The 19191-nt window shown below is 37.1% G+C and carries 14 protein-coding genes; 5 read left to right on the top strand and 9 right to left on the bottom strand.

Annotated features, from left to right (window positions below; all coding sequences use genetic code 11):
* Nucleotides 1-101 precede the first annotated feature (101 nt).
* The gene (locus tag IPP64_03735; GenBank protein MBL0328535.1) at nt 102-2564 is read left to right on the top strand and encodes a collagen-like protein; all 2463 of its coding nucleotides are present in this window, start codon (nt 102-104) and stop codon (nt 2562-2564) included.
* A 126-nt stretch (nt 2565-2690) separates the two neighbouring features.
* Here the strand turns inward: IPP64_03735 and gyrB are convergent, their stop codons facing one another.
* The 3 genes from gyrB to IPP64_03720 form a co-directional block, all read right to left on the bottom strand.
* On the bottom strand, nt 2691-4661 hold the full coding sequence (gyrB, locus tag IPP64_03730; protein ID MBL0328534.1) for a DNA topoisomerase (ATP-hydrolyzing) subunit B: 1971 nt from the start codon (nt 4659-4661) through the stop codon (nt 2691-2693).
* A 169-nt stretch (nt 4662-4830) separates the two neighbouring features.
* Entirely contained in the window at nt 4831-6519 is a 1689-nt protein-coding gene (locus IPP64_03725; GenBank protein MBL0328533.1) for a TonB-dependent receptor, read from the bottom strand.
* 1 nt (nt 6520) lies between these two features.
* Nucleotides 6521-9661, bottom strand: a complete 3141-nt coding sequence (locus IPP64_03720) for a tetratricopeptide repeat protein (GenBank protein MBL0328532.1) — start codon at nt 9659-9661, stop codon at nt 6521-6523.
* A 205-nt stretch (nt 9662-9866) separates the two neighbouring features.
* Here IPP64_03720 and IPP64_03715 point away from each other — a divergent pair, with 205 nt between their 5' ends.
* The 4 genes from IPP64_03715 (at nt 9867) to IPP64_03700 (ending at nt 12180) form a co-directional block, all read left to right on the top strand.
* Nucleotides 9867-10547 (top strand): ATP-binding cassette domain-containing protein, encoded by a 681-nt coding sequence (locus IPP64_03715; GenBank protein MBL0328531.1) that lies wholly within the window; start codon nt 9867-9869, stop codon nt 10545-10547.
* Between the two features lie 38 nt (nt 10548-10585).
* Entirely contained in the window at nt 10586-10822 is a 237-nt protein-coding gene (locus IPP64_03710) for a hypothetical protein (protein MBL0328530.1), read from the top strand.
* Nucleotides 10823-11003: 181 nt separating this feature from the next.
* Entirely contained in the window at nt 11004-11537 is a 534-nt protein-coding gene (locus IPP64_03705; protein ID MBL0328529.1) for a hypothetical protein, read from the top strand.
* Nucleotides 11538-11565: 28 nt separating this feature from the next.
* On the top strand, nt 11566-12180 hold the full coding sequence (locus IPP64_03700; protein MBL0328528.1) for a hypothetical protein: 615 nt from the start codon (nt 11566-11568) through the stop codon (nt 12178-12180).
* A 241-nt stretch (nt 12181-12421) separates the two neighbouring features.
* On the opposite strand, the gene IPP64_03695 is transcribed toward IPP64_03700, so the two are convergent.
* The 6 genes from IPP64_03695 to IPP64_03670 form a co-directional block, all read right to left on the bottom strand.
* Nucleotides 12422-13927 carry an SUMF1/EgtB/PvdO family nonheme iron enzyme gene (locus IPP64_03695; protein MBL0328527.1) on the bottom strand — a complete coding sequence of 502 codons (1506 nt, stop codon included), beginning with the start codon at nt 13925-13927 and terminating at the stop codon, nt 12422-12424.
* The gene (locus IPP64_03690; protein MBL0328526.1) at nt 13924-14505 is read right to left on the bottom strand and encodes a sigma-70 family RNA polymerase sigma factor; all 582 of its coding nucleotides are present in this window, start codon (nt 14503-14505) and stop codon (nt 13924-13926) included. Before IPP64_03690 ends, IPP64_03695 begins: the two co-directional genes overlap by 4 nt.
* A gap of 50 nt (nt 14506-14555) precedes the next feature.
* A complete protein-coding gene (locus tag IPP64_03685) occupies nt 14556-15986 on the bottom strand; it encodes a VWA domain-containing protein (GenBank protein ID MBL0328525.1) in 1431 nt (476 codons plus the stop codon).
* A gap of 8 nt (nt 15987-15994) precedes the next feature.
* A complete protein-coding gene (locus IPP64_03680) occupies nt 15995-16819 on the bottom strand; it encodes a hypothetical protein (GenBank protein ID MBL0328524.1) in 825 nt (274 codons plus the stop codon).
* 83 nt (nt 16820-16902) lie between these two features.
* Complete coding sequence (locus tag IPP64_03675) at nt 16903-18015, bottom strand: glycosyltransferase (protein MBL0328523.1); 1113 nt, start codon at nt 18013-18015, stop codon at nt 16903-16905.
* A gap of 43 nt (nt 18016-18058) precedes the next feature.
* Nucleotides 18059-19183: a glycosyltransferase gene (locus tag IPP64_03670; GenBank protein MBL0328522.1), complete on the bottom strand. Its 1125-nt coding sequence runs from the start codon at nt 19181-19183 to the stop codon at nt 18059-18061.
* Nucleotides 19184-19191: the final 8 nt, after the last annotated feature.

The following is a 19191-nucleotide window of genomic DNA, read 5'->3' as shown; positions in this document are numbered from 1 at the left end:
AAAAACACCTCAGTAAAAACTGGGGTGTTTTTTTTATTTTAAGAGATTTTTTTGTTTGGATAAATAGTTTAAATTTGTAATCTGTTTAAACCCAACACAAAATGAAAAACATACTACTCAAATCGATTGCTTTTTTTGGTTTAGCTACCATCTTATCAATCCCTACGAATGTTCAAGCCCAAGATAACGTGGGTATCGGAACAACAACGCCTGACGCAAGCGCAATTTTAGAAATGCTTTCGACAAATAAAGGGGTTTTAGTTCCACGAATGAATACTGCAGGAATGCTTGCGATTGCAGCTCCAGCAAACTCACTTTTAATTTACAACACAGATTCAATGTGTTATTTCTTCTATAGAGTTCCAACAACTTCCTGGATTTCTTTATGTACCGCAACAGGTGGTGGCGGATCAGGTGCAACAGGACCGACAGGTCCTGCTGGAACTGCTGGTGCTACCGGACCAACAGGGCTTGACGGAGCAACCGGAATTGCAGGTGCTACTGGAGCTACTGGTGTTGGTACAACTGGAGCAACAGGTGCAACAGGACCTACTGGTGCTGTTGGACCAACAGGTTTCGGAGCTGGAACTCCGGGAGCTACTGGTGCAACGGGTCCAACTGGAGCGACAGGTGTTACTGGAATTGCTGGTGCTACTGGAACAACAGGAGCAGTAGGAGCGACAGGTGTTACCGGAGCAGTTGGTGCAACAGGAGCAACGGGTGTTACCGGACTTACTGGAGCAACGGGAACGACAGGTGCGACTGGTGTTACTGGAGCAGTTGGTGCTACTGGTGTTACCGGAGCAGTAGGTGCGACAGGAGCAACTGGTGCTACCGGACTTACGGGAGCGACAGGTGCAACTGGAACGACAGGCGCAACAGGAGCTACTGGTCCTAACTGGACAATCACTTCAAACAATTTTAATGCTAATGGTACTCAAAGTATTGTTACTACAATTCCTTCTACCATCACTTCTACAACAGGTGCTTGGTTAACAACAGGAAATACAGGATTGACAGCAGGAACAAACTACATCGGAACCAACGACAACGTTGATTTTATTGTTAAAACACGAGGAACAACAGCAGCAAACGAACGTATGCGCGTGTTAGGTTCTGCTGCAACAGGTAACGTGGTTGTAAACAACACCACTCCTTTTGCAACAACAGACGTTTTCTCTGCTTATGGATTTGGTTATCCGGGAGCAATTAATACTACTGCGACATTAACTTACCCAATTAGCGGATACAGTGCAGGAACCGCATCCGGTATTTATGGTGAAAATACAGCAACCGGACAAGGGGTTTTAGGATCTGCTGTTTCTACTGGTATCGGTGTATGGGGAGATAATAATGCAGGTGGCGGTTCCGGAGTTGTTGGAACCAACAATGCTACAGGTGTTGGTGTATTTGGATTTGTTTCTGCACCAGCGACTGCCGCTTCTGATGCCGTAGTTGGACAAAACAACGCATTAGGTAGTGCAGGTACTTTTCAAATCGCAAATGCTGCGAATGCAAACAATGCATTCTGGGCAATTACAAACGGTACTGGACGTACTGCAGAAATTCAACAAAACAATGCAACATCTACTGCTATTGCAACGGGATCTTTCCACGCTGGTTTAGGTAGAGCCGGAAACTTCCAAACATCCAACGCAGCAAACGTTGATGTTACTTTATTCGCTTCTGCGGTTGGAAATGGCCGTGTTGCTTCTTTCCAAAATACATTGGCAACTGCCGGTATGAATACACAAGTGCTTTTTGCATCTTCTCTTTCAACAAGTACAAATGCGAATCATGCGGCTGTATGGGGACAAACAAACGGTGTTACCGGTGCTGTTTTCCTAGCTGCATTACCTAACAATGCAACTGTTGAATTAAATGCTCAAGCTACAGGTGTGGGTGCATTTAACTCAATTGGTGTTGTGGGTATTTCTGCAGGCACAGGCTTCCCAATAGGCGTTTTGGGACAAGCGGCAACTCCTGGAGATGCGGTATTCGCAAATGGTGATATGACTGCAACTGGATTTAAACCATTTACAATCGATCACCCGTTAGATCCTCAACACAAATTATTAAAGCATTTCTCTATCGAATCCAACGAAGTATTGAATATGTACAGAGGTAATGTGGTATTGGATGGAAATGGTGAAGCGACTGTTGAATTGCCGGATTATTTTGATGCAATCAACATCAACTTCAGCTATAACTTAACTGCTATCGGATCAAAAGCTGATTTATACATCAAGACTGAAATTGCAAACAGACGATTTGAAATTGCCGGTGGTAAACCTGGTCAAAAAGTTTCATGGGTAGTATATGCTGATCGTAACGATCCATATGCGCAACAAAATCCAGATGCTAAGAAAACCGAAGTACAAAAGCCTGATGGTTGGGATGGAAAATACTTACAACCGAAGTTATTTGGTGCTTCCGAAGAGCAAGGTATTTTCTACTACTTGAAGAAAGAGCCACAAGAAAATGCAACACCTGCTGCTCAAAGTCAAAAACAAGAAACAGCTGCACCGAATACTGCAACCAAAAAATCTACAACAAACAGATAATTGCAATATCATTTAACGAAAAAGGCTTCGAGATTCGAAGCCTTTTTTGTTTTTGTTCATCTCCAATTATTCCAATAAAAAAGGCCAATCGATTGATTGGCCTTTTTACTATTTATGTATTAAATATTATACATCAATATTCGCATACTTCGCGTTCTTCTCGATAAACTCTCTACGCGGTGGCACTTCATCGCCCATCAACATTGAGAATATTCTATCCGCTTCTGCTGCACTATCAATTGTAACTTGGCGCAAAGTTCTGAATTCAGGATTCATTGTCGTTTGCCATAATTGTTCTGCGTTCATCTCTCCCAAACCCTTATAACGCTGAATACCTACGGTACCTTCTTTCCCTTCACCACCCGCTAATTCCTTCACGTGTGCATTTCTTTCTTCTTCTGTCCAGCAATATCTTTGCTCTTTGCCTTTTTTCACTAAATACAAAGGAGGAGTTGCAATATAAATGTATCCGTTTTCTACCAACTCCTTCATGTGACGGAAAAAGAAAGTAAGAATTAAAGTAGTGATATGACTACCATCCACATCGGCATCACACATGATGACAATTTTATGGTAACGCAATTTGTCAATATTTAATGCACGCTCATCTTCTGATGTTCCACGAAAAACGCCCAATGCGGTGAAGATATTTTTAATCTCTTCGTTATCATAAATTTTATACTCCATGGCTTTTTCCACATTCAAAATCTTACCTCTCAATGGCAAAATTGCTTGAAATGCACGGTTACGGCCTTGTTTCGCTGTACCACCCGCAGAGTCACCCTCAACTAAATACAACTCACACATGGATGGATCTGACTCAGAACAATCGGATAATTTTCCGGGTAAACCTGTTCCAGTAAGAACACTTTTACGCTGAACCATTTCACGCGCTTTACGGGCAGCATGACGAGCAGTAGCAGCAAGAATTACTTTATCAACGATTTGACGCGCTTGCTTTGGATGTTCTTCCAAATAATTCTGAAGCATTTCACTCACCGCTTGATCAACTGCACCCATCACCTCGTTGTTACCCAACTTGGTTTTTGTTTGCCCTTCAAACTGAGGCTCCTGAACCTTTACAGAAATAACAGCTGTTAATCCTTCACGGAAATCGTCACCATTAATTTCAATTTTTACCTTGCTTAACAATCCGGATTTTTCCGCGTAGGATTTTAACGTACGTGTTAAACCTCTTCTGAAACCTGCTAAATGGGTACCACCTTCATGTGTATTGATATTGTTTACATAGGTATGAAGGTTTTCAGAATAAGAAGTATTATACATCATGGCAACTTCAACGGGAATTCCGTTTTTCTCACCTTCCATATAAATTACATCCTCAATTAAACGTTCACGGGTTGCATCCAAATAGGTTACAAATTCTCTTAAACCACCTTGAGAATAATAATCTTCTGTCGGATGGTTTCCAGCCTCATCTTTTTCACGTAAATCCGTTAAAGTGATGTGAATTCCTTTGTTCAAGAATGCCAATTCGCGTAAACGAGCTGAAATGATGTCAAAATGGTAAACTGAGTGGGTAAAAATGCTTGTATCCGGCTGAAAAGTCACAATTGTACCTCTATAATCGGTAGCGCCTACCTCTTTTACTGGATATAATGGCTTACCGATATTGTATTCCTGGATGTATTCTTTCCCGTTTCTGTGAACATTTACCGTTAAATGGGTAGAAAGTGCATTTACGCAGGAAACCCCTACCCCATGCAAACCACCGGATACTTTATAGGAATCCTTGTCGAATTTCCCACCGGCATGTAATACCGTCATAACCACCTCTAAAGCGGATTTTTTCTCTTTTGCGTGATAATCTGTAGGAATACCCCTTCCATCATCCTTTACAGTAATGGAGTTATTTTCATTGATACTTACGTAAATATTTTTACAATGACCGGCCAACGCCTCATCAATGGAGTTATCCACCACCTCATATACCAAATGGTGCAATCCTTTTAAGCCAATATCACCAATGTACATGGCAGGTCGTTTCCGAACCGCTTCCAACCCTTCTAATACCTGAATACTATCGGCTGAATAATCGGATGATTTTGCTAGATTTTCATTCACTGTCTCTTCCATAATTTATTGTTGTTTTTTATGCTTTTTTTAATGCTAACAAATATAGCTTTTTACCGCGTAAATAGTGGTGTTTCGGGAGAATAAAAAAGCCTGGTTTTATTAACATTTAGTTAACAAAAAAAAGCCCAAAAATTTGGATAATTAAAGGATAGTTTACTGAAAAAAATCGTTAAAACGAATAGGACAATCCGGCCATAAATCCAAGACGTTGTGTTGGATAATTATTGTAACGATAGTATCTGAAATTTGTAATATTATTAAAGTTCAAAAAGAATCCCAACTTCTTTGTATACCGATATTCTAATCCGATATTCGCATCAAAAACACCTTTTAATTCCTGTGCTACCACTCTTTTTCCGGTAGCGGATGTTGTATCAGTTACAAATGTTTTTGCAAACTGATTATCGATGTAATACAAATCTACACGTGCTACAATTTTATCTCTTAAATTATAGTTTGCGGCAAGAGTAAATTGCATTTGTGGTTTGTACCATGCTTTTTGTTCTGTTGCCATCTTATAACTGAAATATTCTCCACGCAATAATATGCGCAATTTCTCGCGCTGTTGATAGCTGACTTCCCCTTTCACAGTAAGTATTTCAGAATTATCATAAATCACATCAAAACGATTCTCCAACAACTCTTTTATATTATTCACATACAAGGTCATCGTATCATTTACATACAAAGCCATATCATCTACACTGGAATAACCTGCTCTTACATCGTATGCTACGGTGGAAGACAACGTTCCTCTCAACCCTCCAAATATTTCATACTTATAATTTGAATTTTTCATGGTTAAATCGGAAAGCACAAATGGATTTTCATCAGTTAAAGCTTTGTAACTATTCTTCTGAAGTTTTCCGGAGGCACCTGCATACGGAATAATGATATCGTCAACAATATTGTAACTCAAATCAATGTTCGGGTAGAAATAAAATTTTGATTTTACAAAAACATCCATCACTCCCGTTAATCCGATACTCGCTCTATAACGTTCTCCTGTTGCAATAAAATTGGGATTCAACGTAATGATTGTATTGTTGATAGTATCACTGATTGTTTTATAATTATAATAATCCACAGAAGCATTTACCTTCAATACTTCTTTCAATACAGCTGTTTGAAGATAACCGTTTGCTTTCAAATTCGTTTCCGAAGATTTATACGTATCCTGCAAATTGTAAAAATTTAATTTCACATCGTGGTTATAACGTTCTGCTTTTGCATAATGACTTTTAAGCTCTGCATTCGCTCCGAAATAATTATAACGTTGAACTGTTAACTCCTTATCAGTAATATCAAATTTAGCCGTATCATACCCATAAAAATGCACCACATTTCGGGCGTAATCAAAATTACCTGACAGCGTATGCTCTTTCAAAAATTTCTTTCCATACAAGCTTACTTCGTTATCACTAAATCCACCAAAACCATAATCTTCCAAATTTGTTTGTGAGGATAAATGTTTCAAGCGCAAACCATAGGCATATTCTTTCGAACGTAAATGATTGTACCATGCTTCGCCATAAGGTGTTGTATAATTTCCAAAACCTATTTTCACCAACCCATTGTAAAGCTTCGTTAAAGGCTCTCCCACCATTTCAGCGGCCTCAATCGGTTCCACATCATAAGTAGTGGCAATCTTTTTAGAACTGATGCTGTACCCGTTTACTTTCAATTTTTTTGTTGAATCCACAATGGTTGGTTGCTCCAATAATTTATTGGCATCTACAATTATTGGACGGTACGATCCAACACTGATGATTAACATGGAATCCAATACTTTTTGTGCAACCATCTCTCCAATTGTTCCCAACGATAACAACATCAGAAAACTGTATTTTAACGACATCTTATTCATGTTTTTCTTCTCCTTCCTTTACCGGTGGTGTAGTTGTTGACGGATCAGTAAATAATTCATTTTGCTGTTCGCTATTGCCTTCAAATTCCACTTTTATAGGTTCTGCAACTTTTTGACTTTTCTTTGCTTCTTCTTCCGCAGCAGTTATTTGATTCAATTTTTCTTGTGCCACTTTTATCAATTCAGGTGTATCTGATTCATCCACCACAATTTTCAAATACGCTTTTGCCTGGAAGTTATCATTCATTGCCACATAATTATCTGCCAACAAAATCATTCCGTTAGTTACCCAATACGGATAATCGCCATCGCCATTGATTAAATCAAACACAATCTTTTTGGATTGTTTGTAATCTTTTTTCAGGTACTGAATATACGCGACATAATATTGCGACTCCGCTCCTATTTCGGCTTTTGAAGTATTTACAACAGCTTGAAATGAAGCCATAGCATCGTCTAGCTTTTGCATACTTAAATAGGCTTGAGCGATATCATAATTCGCTTCACTGCTCAACTCATTATTTACATTTTCTATCTTCAATACTTTTCCTGCATAAACAATTACATCATCGTATGCTTTTGTATTGAAATACGAACGCATCAAACCAACAATAGCAGTTGTATTGCTTTTGGGATTCTCTGCCTGCATCTCCAATTGTTTATACAATTCGATTGCTTTTGCGTAATCCTTTTTCTTAAACGTTATATCCGATGCGCGTAACAAAGCCTGCTCTGTATATTCCGTTTTTGGTTTGCCGGCTATGTATGAATAACAAGCCAATGCTGCATCCATATTGCCTAATTTATAATCGCATTCCGCTTTATAAAAATTCGCTTGCATGATAAAGATTCCATCCGGAAATTTTGAAATATACTTTTCAAAATCACTCACCACACTTTTACAATCTTGCTCCATGTAATGATTCTTCCCATTGTTGTAAGTCAATGAATCCAATTCTCCCTGAGGAATACTTGCTCCAACGGATGCTAAATACGTGCCCAATCCATCCGGATCACCTTTGGATGCATAAATGGCTTTCACGGTATTAATGGCCTCACTTGCTTCCGCAGATTTACGGTCACGTTTGATTAGTTTATCAAAATACGACAATGCTTTATCATCCTCTTTCTTTGCATAATAAATCAAACCAATTTTACTCAAACACACATTGATGTAAGCACTGTTCGGATATTCCTCCAGAAAGGATTTAAACTTCGTTAACGCCACTTCTTGCTGATTGTCTTTATCAAACGTTAAAGCCAATTCAAATTTTGCTTTTTGGAGATATGGTGATTTCGGATACGCTGTAATAAATGCATTTAAATCAGCAATTTTTGCAGGATATTTTTTCTGCACTCCATTTGCCAATGCTTTTTGAAACAAGGCATAATCGGCATCAATCAATTTCATTTTATAGGATTGATCATAATAGTCTACTGCATTCGCAAAATCACGTTGCATAAAATAACCATCACCGATACGATTCAAGGCATCGTTTATTTTTTTTGCATTTGCTTGTGGTTTGAATGTGACAAACTTGCGGAACCATAAATTACTATTGGTATAGTCTTTCAATTTATAATAGGCATATCCAACATTATAATTTGCATCACTCAACTCTGACTTACCAATGGCACCAGGCTCAGCAGTATAATCAATATAATTTTCAATCGCATCGGGATATTTTCCCAAACGGTAATATGATTCAGCCTTCCAATAAATAGCATTGGCACGAATACTTTTGTCAAACAAATAGGTATTGGATTTATCAAATAACTTCACCGCCTCTGCAAATTCCATGTTGTTAAACAAATCAACTCCTCGGTAATAAGCTACTTTTTGATGTGCAACTTTTAATTCCGGTGTTAGCACTTTAATATTTTCAATCGCTTCTAAAGCGTCTTTATAACTTTTGGTGGTAATGAATACATTTGCCAAATAAGTATACGCTTCGTCAATATGCGCTGCATTCGGGAATGTCTTGATGTATTTTTGAAATGCTTTTATCGCTTCGTTGTAAGGATTAAATGCCAATTCATAGGCGAGTTTCGCATAATTAAACAAGGCTTCTTCCTGCACCAATTTATCAAAATCCAATTTGGCAGCCAATCCGAATGCATTTAATGCATTTTGTTTGCTATCGGTTTTTACATAACAATCTGCAATGTGGTAATAAGCACTTTGCGATAATGAATCATCAATATTTCCGACTCTGATAAAATAGCTAATGGCATCTTCATAATCTTTCACCTGATAATTTGCAAAACCCATTTGATAATTATCTTTTCGTGTTAACGAACCATTTGCCTTTTCATATTTTTTCAAATACGGAATGGCTTCTTTGTATTTCCCAGTTCGGTAATACGACTCACCCACCACTTTAGCTATTTCAGGCACACGCTTAGTAACCGCTGAATCGAGCAAAGCGGGAGCGTAACTGATTACGGTTTCATATTTCCCTTGCAAAAAATAAATCTGGGCGATGTAATAAGGAACAATCGGTCCAAACGTTTCATTGGTTTGCAATTTCAAAAAGTCACCCAGTGCTGTTTCGTAATTTTTCTCTCCGTACAAAATATGCGCATAATAATATTTTGCAGCTGCTGCATATTTATTGTCGACATCTTTTATTTCATAAAAATCCTTTTTTGCGTCTGTTAATTTTTTAGATTCAAAAAAACTATATCCGCGTTTGAAATAAAACTCAGCCAACTCTTCTGTTGTTAAGTCATAAATATCAACCTTTTCGAACCATTCGATGGCATCTCTGTATTTCTTTTTGCGGTAGTTGTATTTCCCTAAATAAAAGTAAGCCGTCTTTACTTTCGGACTTTCAGGATGATTGGCGATAAATTGTTTGAGGTATAATTCTCCATCCTTATTAAACAATTCGATGGCACAAATGGCATTGTAATATTCTGCATCAATATGAATCAGCGAGTGCACATCTGTATGGGTTTCCATAACAGCAGCAAAGCTTTTTTGCGCAGCGCCATACTTCTCTTTTTGAAGAAGTTCAATTCCCTTTTTGAATTCCGAATCTTCATGTAGTACATGAACTGTTTTTTGTGCAAAAACAGAAATCGAAAAAAGAAATCCAATAACTAATACAGCCCCTTTTAAATTCTTCATTGAATTGGTAAATAGATGATGATTGTAAAATTAGTAAGGATAGCTGCATGAAGTTTTGTACTGGTTGGAAGTTATTAACGCAGAGATGTTGAAAGTATTGCAAACAATTACCGAATGATTGCAGCTTAAGAAGTAATTTTATACAATCAATAAATCATGTAGTTGAAGCATATACAACATAAACATGCTTTAAACCGAATAAACAATGGCACTCGACACAATTATCAGTCTGCATAACGTTTCAATTTTCCAAAAGTACAATTTGGTATTGGCCAATGTGAACATCAGCATCGACAAAGGCGAATTTGTTTACTTAATCGGGAAAACGGGCAGCGGAAAAAGTAGTTTGCTCAAAACCTTGTATGCCGACTTAGATCTTATCGAAGGAAGTGGAACCGTTGCCGGATTTGATTTGGCTATCATTAAACGCAAAGAAATTCCATTCCTAAGAAGAAAACTGGGCATTGTTTTCCAGGATTTCCAATTATTAACCGATAGAAGTGTCAACGACAACTTGATGTTTGTATTAAAAGCCACAGGCTGGAAAGATAAACTGGCAATGCAAAAACGCATTCAGGAAGTATTGGAAAAAGTGCATTTAACTACCAAAGGCTTCAAAATGCCACACGAACTTTCCGGTGGAGAACAACAACGTATTTCCATTGCTCGTGCTTTACTCAACGACCCTGAATTAATCTTAGCTGATGAGCCTACTGGTAACCTCGACCCTGAAACGTCCGAAGGCATCATGAATTTATTGGTAGAAATCAGCAAAAATGGCAGAGCTGTGCTTATCGCTACTCACGATATTATGATGTTTGATAAATTTCCTTCCCGCACCATCAAATGTGAAAACGGGAAGGTGATTGATTCTAAACTGAATTAAACCAATTCTTGTTTAATTCTTACAATCCTTAGAAAAACATGGACTTAAAAACTGCAGAGCGTTTCCATGAAGAATACGCAGAACAGTATGAGGAGAAAAATGCGGAAAATTCCATCAATCAGGAAAAGTTTTTTTTGAATTCACTTGAAATCGTACATCTCCCCCCTTTCGATGACACAAGTTATGATGTAATTCTTTATGCCATTAAAGAAGGAAAAGTAATTACATTTAAAATACAGGATGCCATACGAATTTTTGGGGATAGCTTAAAGTAAAACAGCTTGATTAAACCTTCGGTGTACCAAAGGTTTGGTTTCAGAAGAACCGGAAACAAATGAAGGGGTCCTGGGTTCGAATCCCAGCGGGATCATTGCTGATTATTTAGATTTTAAAAAACTGCTTGGGACAATTGACGTTTAATAACAGAAGTTGAAATAATTATAATAATACAATAAGATGCATAAGTTAAGTAAATTACTTTTTCTTCCTTTCTACCTAATTGCTTTAGGTTGTGGCTCAGACCAAGAAATACACATAATTCTTTCTGAAGGGTTCAAAGGGGAAGCTACTGTAGTTTGCGATGAAGTTTGTGGAATTCCAATAAAGGAATCTGACTCAGGAATTATTACTTTAGAAATCCCTACAAATGGTATTTTAATCACTCAATTGCCAATGAGTTGCAAAATTGATAAAAGGAAATATTTTTACAAAAATGCTGAAGGAGCAGTTACTGAAATTCCTAAAATGTCTGAGCTTGAAGAGATTCGAAGTTGGACTAGAAAAATTGGTGCTGCTGATCCTGAAAGGGACATTATTGGAGCATATGAGGAAATGTGTGGGTTTAAAACGGATAATGGATTTAACTCACAATCTGTAACAATTATGACTTATAATGAATTGCAAGATAGCTTAGCTAGTCCATTTTTTGCCATTAGAAATCATTTGAATATCCAAAAGGAATTAAAAAAGTGTCAAGAGTCCAAACGTTAAACTTATATTAAAATTTCAAACTAATTTTATGAAGCATATTAAAGCAATCTTTTTGTTCCTTCTTTTTCCTCTTTTTTCTGTTAAAGCCCAGGAACCTAAGATCAACAAAAATCTTTCTTTTTTAGAAGGGCAAAAAACTATCAAACTTGAGTTTACTTATGAGAACTTAACAATAAGCGGTGATAAAGAAGAGGATTTTTTAAAAGAGAATTACTTAAATCAACCTGGATTTTTAACGTATTGGGAAAACGAAAAATCGAAAAATATTCCAGATTGGTTTATGTTATCGTTTAATAATTACTTTGAAAAATTGGATTTCACTGGACAGTTATATTCTGATGAATCAAAATATGTTTGTGTTATTCATCTTTTGTCAATAAAAAAAGGAATAAAAAATTTAATTACCCCTACTTTTTGGGTATCCTATACATTCTATGAAGAAGGGAAAAGGGATATTCCATTGGCATACTTTAAAGAACATGTAGCCTATGCCAAAGGAGGAACAATTATTACAAAAACCGAGATTAAATCAATGGCTACAGGAGACTGGGATGAAGCATATTCCGGATATTATAAGGAAGGAAAGAAAATTGCGAAATTGGTTAAAAAGGGCGCAAAAGTTAGAAAAAAGCCAAAAAAGTAGTTCCTTCTGAACTTAAAAAAACATTTTATGCATCGGCAAATAATGTCGGTGCTTATTTTTTTAATTTAAACGATTGAATTATTGTTAAATTCTGTTGAAAACAGCATTCTTGTATGTTCTTCTTTAACTCCGATACGTCCGCAATGGACACAGGATTTTAAGTCCTGTTCATCTCATATTTCTCCGGTCATCCTGAAACCAATACTTCGGTAGACCGAAGGTTGTTAATGATAATCATTCCCTACCAAAACGGATTCTTATCACTCCCTCGTTCCGAAGTAATTATCAAAACTCTAAAACCAACAAATGGAGATGCCCCATTTTTATTAAACACCGAAAGCATATTCAGATATTCATCTTTGTTCTGCCAACAGCAACCTCTCATTTTTAATTCCCCTTCTTTACTTTTTATTAATTCACTTACATGTCCAGCCAAACAGCACGCTTCCACATTATCGGGATACAATGCAGGTTCTGCAGGATTACCGGAACTTTTCGATTTTACATTTTTGTAGTTTATTGCCTTTTTGAATATTTCAATCATTTCTGCTTCGCTCATCCCAAATCGGTTAACATCTGAAAGTTTATCCATAGGCGTTTCTTTGCTCTTGTCAATTTTGTTCACCTGTGATGTGCGTTTATAAAAACCTTTGTCCACCAACCCTTCGCTCGGGTCAAAAATCGTATTATAACCTGCACAATTAGGAATAAGCGCATAGGCGGCATCCGCAGCGTATATCCATTCGTAATCGTAAGGCAAACGCACCAGCAATTGTTTTCTTTTGCCTCCACCTTGCACTTTGGAAGTCTTAGACGAAACACCAACAAGTTGCTCATTGATTTCCATCTGCAACCATTCGCAATACATCATACTTGCATTCAAATCGATGTTTACAACGGGGAAATCGTTATACATTTCATTAGAAAAATAGTTTTTGGCTAACGTTGGACAACCATATTCATTCCATACAGTTTCGTTCGGCAAACATTTTTTCATATCCTCAAATCGTCCTTGCATCACCAAGTCGGCTAAAAATGTTTTGTATTCTAAATTCGTAACAGGAAAATTAGCCATTACAAAAGGAGGCACAATCACTTCCGTGTTTTTATACATGGTGGAACCGGGTGCTGTTTTCGCGTACAACAAATCATCGATCTTCAACAATTTTTGCAACATTTTTTCTTTTACTTTGGCAAAATGTTCCAAACCCGCTTTGTTAAAATATGGGAGTTCTTTTTCCTTTTCAGGCATTGGTTCGTTATTAACTTCAGGAGCGTATGTCTTCACAATTCCTAAACTATCAATAACTGGAGGTGTAAATTTATCTGTGACAACATACGGTGAAGTACTTAAAGATTTTTTTTCTTCCACTTTCTCTTCATCTATTGTGGAAGAAGAAACAGTCTGAGTTTGCTCAGAAGCAGAACGAGAAGTTTTTTCTAAAGTTGACGAAGTTGTGTTTGTTACTTTTTGTCCATCCTCTTTCCCTGTAAACAAAACAAGTGATGAACCACCAAGTAAAACCAAGCCAATAACAATCCAAAGGATATTTTTTCCTCCACCAGATTTTCCACTTAAGCGTGCCAGCATTGCGGCTTCTTTTTTAGGATTGATGGTTACGTTGTATTCTTGCTCCAAACAAAAACGCGCAACACCTTCATCCTCCTTTTGAGAATAGGTCTCCAGAAACAGAGCATTTAATGCTCCTTCCAAATCGTTTTCGTGTATGGAAGTCGAATCTTTCATTCGTTTTTATTCATGCAATCGTTTGTTTTTTCTGTCACTACTTTTTTCAAACGCATGTGATATACTTTAAGTTGATCGCCTGGTCGCTCCACATATTTTGAAATTGCTTCATAGGAATGATCTTGTGCACGCATCAATAAAAGTATGCGTTGCCAATCCTCCAATATCGCTAGTGCTTTTTGCAAACACCGCATCAAGGGGCTTTCTGGCACTTGTTCTTGCTCGCTGTCGACACGATCATTTACAATTTTTTCATGTACTTCCAATAAATCTGTCGTCACGATACCTTTTGCCTTCGTATCTCGATAATGATTACGCAAATAGTTGATGAAAATCTTGAAGAGAAAACCTGTAAACTTACTTTCGTCATTAAATTGATAGCGATGCCCAACATCCATTACCTTATACAACGTTTTATAAACCAATTCCCATGAATCATCCTCGCTAAGTTTCCATTTGGTTATTGCATAACCGTATAGTTTTTTTCCATACCGTTGGTAGAGCAACGCAACCGTTTCCTTTTTTGCCTGACCATTAGGCAAGTCGTTATTTTTGAGTATGGAATTAATATCAAACATATTGAGTATACCCGCTATTAAACGGGTATACTAAGATATAAATTTAAAATTTAAAATTTTGAGCGAATCTTTCTTTTCATACCGTATTCTTTGCTCAACTTCACATTGTAGCGGAATGTTTCCCGATCCATGTCTTTCATATTATCAATCAACAATGCATATTCTGATAATTGTTTATCAAATTCACGTAAATAAACATTTTCTCCAACCTTTTTGAAATGCACATCTAAAATATCACGGGCTTCTTTTACTACTAATTTAGCTGCTGCATATTGCTCAGCATTTGCATTTTCCACTGCTTTATCATACAACTCTTGTGTAATTCCATGTGCATAGCCTTCACTTGCTGCATAATTATATCCTGAATCGTATTCTTTCTCATCAGCGGCTTGTTTCATCTCCGATTTTCTGGCATCTGTCACCACCACTGCCGGATCAACATTCGCGTTGGAATACTCGATAAAACTTTCTATTGCAAGAGGTGTCGTTAATTTCCCTTTGGTTTTAAAACAAATCAAAATAGATTTTTGCTCCTCCGCAAACAGGTCATTAAAACTGATCTCCAAAACATCTCCTTTTAAGTTGCTACTGAAATTGAATGTTCTATCATACGTTAAATATTCGGTGGGAAATTTAATTTTCAAAATTGTATTTTTTGCAATGACTTTCGACAACCCTTTTAATTCTTCATCAAAGATGGAAGGAAGTTTTTCTGGTGAGTAAATAAAATAATACAATCCACCCCCTTGCAATGCCATTTTGGCCATGAGGTTTTCATTGTAATCATTTCCAACTCCAAACGTAGAAATAGAAATATGATTTTCTTCAAAATTACTTTTTGTAATGGCGCACAATCCTGCTTCATCCGACAATCCAACATTGGGCTGTCCGTCAGAAAGCAACATCACACGGTTAACCATTTCGGAGCCAATTAATTTTTTTGCACTTTTCACCAATTCATAGCCTTTGCGAATACCGCCTTCTAAATTGGTAGAACCGGCAGTTGCAATTCTATCAATTCGTTTTAACAAACCCTCTTTATCTTCCAAGCGTTGTGGTGATAAAAAAACGTCTACCTCCGTATCGTATAAAACTATGGAGATGACATCGTTTTTGTCTAAATTATTCACTACGTACTTCAATGCTTCTTTTGCATATTTCAATTTATCACCATCCATCGATCCACTTCTATCCAAAACAACAGAAATGTTTAATGGCATACGTTCTTTTACATCTGTCAATGTTTTTTGTACTCCCTGTAAATGGACATAGTAATACAAATTTCCGGCTTTATCGGGCAGAAAATTATTTACGGGTTCGGCTCTGAAATAAACAGAGCCGTTACTTGCAAGTGCACCATGGTGAACATTTTGCGCGTTGACTGACAAGGCAAAAATAATTGCCAGCAGCAGAAGGTTAATTTTCGATTTACTCATCGCTTCAATTCTAAAGCGAATGAATTCTTGAATCTTTGATTTCATAGTTTTTCTTATTTAGGGTTTTTATTTTTATTTAATTGTTCTTCGATTTGTTTTTGTTTTTCCAGCAATTGTTTCTTTTTCTCTTCGGCATTTCCTTTATCAATTTCTTTTTCTATGGTGATGCGCGGAAGTTTTAAACTGATCCCTATTCGGCAACGCAAACCAAAACTGACTGTATTGATATTGGTTCCAGTTTCCTTAAAAAATCCGCTTCCAAGTCCGGCAGACGGTTCCAATTCCATTTTTAAATGATTATCGATTAAAAACAATTGACTGCAAAGCCCAACCGTTAATGAATGCTGGAATGCTTGTTCGTTGCTTTTAAAATTTGCAAGGAATGTAGTTTGATTTGCTCCACCTGCGGTAGTAACGGAGACGGACGTATAGCTTTCGAAAGAGGGCGTATATGTAAATGTGAAACCAAAACGCAGTTTCTGTTGATTCATATGATGGTAACTTCTATATCCTCGACTTTGAATCCAACTGTAAGAAACAGGAAAACTCCAATAAGAAATTTTTCCATCTACTGTTGCAACACCAAATTGATTGCTTTCAGGAAAAGTGCCTTGCCATTCTTTTTGATATTTAATTTCACTCAATCCCATTCCAATCCCAATAAAATGTTTTCGTCTTACTGCGATGTGGTACGAACCACCAATAAAATTTCCTTCACAACGATTTATTTTTTCTGATAGTCCGAATACCGTTTCGCCAACTTGCGGAATTTTATAGTGCGAAATGGAATAATCAAAATTTAGGAAGTTGCGTTGGCCATGCAATGAGATTCCCAAATGAAGGGTAAGAATAAGAGTAATTAGGTGCTTTTTTGACATCACAGTTGTAATTGGATATCATAATAACACAAAGAGGTAACAAGCAAAACAAGCGCCTGAATATCAAATACTTACAAGTAAAACTAAATTAAGTCGATAAGTTTTTTCACATTTTTCGCATTGGAAAAATGTTCCATGAGGATGGATTCACGCTTATGTTGCTCCTGCATATCAAACGGTTGTTCAAACAAGCGTATAATTTCTTCCGACATCGCCTCCGGTTGATCCTGGATAGAACATAGCTGCTCCAAACCTGTATTGGCTACCATTGGAGAGTTTACAACGCAATGTCTGCCGGTAAACAAAGCAGCCAACAATTTTAATTTTATTCCGGTAGCTTGAAAGGTGGGTAATACATTGATTTGAGCTGTACGGATCAACTCATCGATATCTTGCGTGTTGATGTTCGCTTTAATGCTGATGTGTGAATAATTGGAAACGGCTGCAACTAATTCTGCAGAAGGTTTTCTGCCGGCAATCATCAACGGAATTTTTATTTTTGAAAACACTTGATTCACCAAATACATTGCAGCTTCATTGTTTTCACCTACTTCCAAATTCCCGTGATACAAACAGAAATTACCTTTTCCTTCTTTAATCTTTACTTCTGAATTTGGATGAAATGCAGTGATGTGATGCACATTTTGGTAGCGTGTAGAAAGTTCCTTTGCATCAGCAGGCGAAATAGCGGCAACAAAATCTGCCTTTTTTAAAACGCGTTCAAATCGTTCCAACTTCTTGCCCTCCATTCCAAAATATACTTTTTTGAAAACGGATTTTTCTACTTTCTGAAGATTTTTGTAATACTCATGTTCGATGTTATGAGTACGCACAATTTTAATACGTCCCATCAAACGATTATCATTCAAATGAAAACAAGAATGCAGCCCTTCAAACAAAATCGGATAGGTATCGCGTAATAAATTCTCCATAAGTTTTTCGGAGGAGCGAGTAACAACCACAAAAGGCAGCGGACTAAATAGCAAGGATTTGCTCATGTTCCGTTTGTAGTAATATACCTTTTCGCAAATGCTCTCCAAACTCAACGCTTCTGCCCTTCCGTACTCAAAACAATGCAAATGAATTTTTATGCCTTCGCTATGCAGTGCTTTTAATTTATAATATACATCAATCACCCCACCATAATTGGCTGGATAAGGAACATCAAAAGAAATAATATGTAAATGTTTTTCCATTTTTTTCATTCCCCTCTCCCTCGGAGAGGGGTTAGGGGTGAGGTCATAAAAATTTCGAATAAACTTCAACCAACTGTTTTTCCTCGTTCTCCCAATTTAATTTTTCGGATGCAATTTTAGTGTTTTTTTTCCACAACTGGAGTTTATTTTCGTCCGACAAAATACCATTAATTTTGTCGGCAATGTGCTTGGAGTCGTGCGAAGTAATACAATCGCCAATAGCATACTCATCAATTATTTTTTTTATCTCTACCAGTCCGGAAGCCAATACAGGAACACCTGCGTGGATATAATCAAACAACTTATTTGGCAAACTGTATTTATAATTAATATTTGTGTCTTTATCTAACGTCAATCCTAAATCAGCATGACGGGTGTATTGCACCAATTTTTGGAATGGAACTTTACCTATAAATTTAACTTTATTATTAAGTTTTAAGTCCTGGACCATCTTCTTCAACACATCCATCACATCTCCACTACCGATAATTAGTAAAATAGCATTATCAACATATTGCATTGCTTCAACGGCCTCCTCTCCTCCTCGGTCGATATTAATACCAGCTCCTTGCAAAACAATTATTTTTTTATCGGTGGGAATACCTAGAGTTTCTTTGCTTTCATGCGCAATGGTTGCCTGGGTTGAGAGCAAAGGAATATTCCGCACCACTTTAACAATTACCTTGTATTCTTCCGAATAGATTTTTGCAATGGAATCATTTACCGTAAAAACATGTTTCAATTTCGGGAAAATTTCCCGTTCAATGTTTTTCCAGATATTTTTTTTCTTTGGATTATTTTGTAATTCGGGCACTTCACAAAACAATTCATGACTATCATACACCAGATGAGACGACTTTAATTTGGAAATCTGATAATTCGGCCACAAGGTATCCAAATCGTTTGCGACCAGCACATCTGCTTTATGGAACAATAAATAAAGAAATAGTCGGAATTGAAATTCTGCATAAAAAAGCGGACCTTTTTCAAACAGCAAAAACATCCGTTTTGTAGAATAGGTTCTCGCTGCAATTGGTAAGCTTGCGCGTTGCCTTCTGCCAACCAAAGTAACCTCATAACCCAGCTCCTCCAAAGTCGTGCACACCTTATGTACACGCTGGTCGGTACTCAAATCGTTTATGACGGAGACAATGACTTTTTTCACTATGCTAAGAT

The organism is Bacteroidota bacterium, from assembly GCA_016722565.1.
GTDB lineage: Bacteria > Bacteroidota > Bacteroidia > 2-12-FULL-35-15 > 2-12-FULL-35-15 > 2-12-FULL-35-15.
This window is presented reverse-complemented; position numbering and strand designations above follow the sequence as displayed.

What these genes read in the sequence shown, in the direction of transcription:
- IPP64_03735 (MBL0328535.1), top strand. Translation starts at nt 102, where the DNA reads ATGAAAAACATACTACTCAAATCGATTGCTTTTTTTGGTTTAGCTACC.
- gyrB (MBL0328534.1), bottom strand. Translation starts at nt 4,661, where the DNA reads ATGGAAGAGACAGTGAATGAAAATCTAGCAAAATCATCCGATTATTCA.
- IPP64_03725 (MBL0328533.1), bottom strand. Translation starts at nt 6,519, where the DNA reads ATGTCGTTAAAATACAGTTTTCTGATGTTGTTATCGTTGGGAACAATT.
- IPP64_03720 (MBL0328532.1), bottom strand. Translation starts at nt 9,661, where the DNA reads ATGAAGAATTTAAAAGGGGCTGTATTAGTTATTGGATTTCTTTTTTCG.
- IPP64_03715 (MBL0328531.1), top strand. Translation starts at nt 9,867, where the DNA reads ATGGCACTCGACACAATTATCAGTCTGCATAACGTTTCAATTTTCCAA.
- IPP64_03710 (MBL0328530.1), top strand. Translation starts at nt 10,586, where the DNA reads ATGGACTTAAAAACTGCAGAGCGTTTCCATGAAGAATACGCAGAACAG.
- IPP64_03705 (MBL0328529.1), top strand. Translation starts at nt 11,004, where the DNA reads ATGCATAAGTTAAGTAAATTACTTTTTCTTCCTTTCTACCTAATTGCT.
- IPP64_03700 (MBL0328528.1), top strand. Translation starts at nt 11,566, where the DNA reads ATGAAGCATATTAAAGCAATCTTTTTGTTCCTTCTTTTTCCTCTTTTT.
- IPP64_03695 (MBL0328527.1), bottom strand. Translation starts at nt 13,927, where the DNA reads ATGAAAGATTCGACTTCCATACACGAAAACGATTTGGAAGGAGCATTA.
- IPP64_03690 (MBL0328526.1), bottom strand. Translation starts at nt 14,505, where the DNA reads ATGTTTGATATTAATTCCATACTCAAAAATAACGACTTGCCTAATGGT.
- IPP64_03685 (MBL0328525.1), bottom strand. Translation starts at nt 15,986, where the DNA reads ATGAAATCAAAGATTCAAGAATTCATTCGCTTTAGAATTGAAGCGATG.
- IPP64_03680 (MBL0328524.1), bottom strand. Translation starts at nt 16,819, where the DNA reads ATGTCAAAAAAGCACCTAATTACTCTTATTCTTACCCTTCATTTGGGA.
- IPP64_03675 (MBL0328523.1), bottom strand. Translation starts at nt 18,015, where the DNA reads ATGGAAAAACATTTACATATTATTTCTTTTGATGTTCCTTATCCAGCC.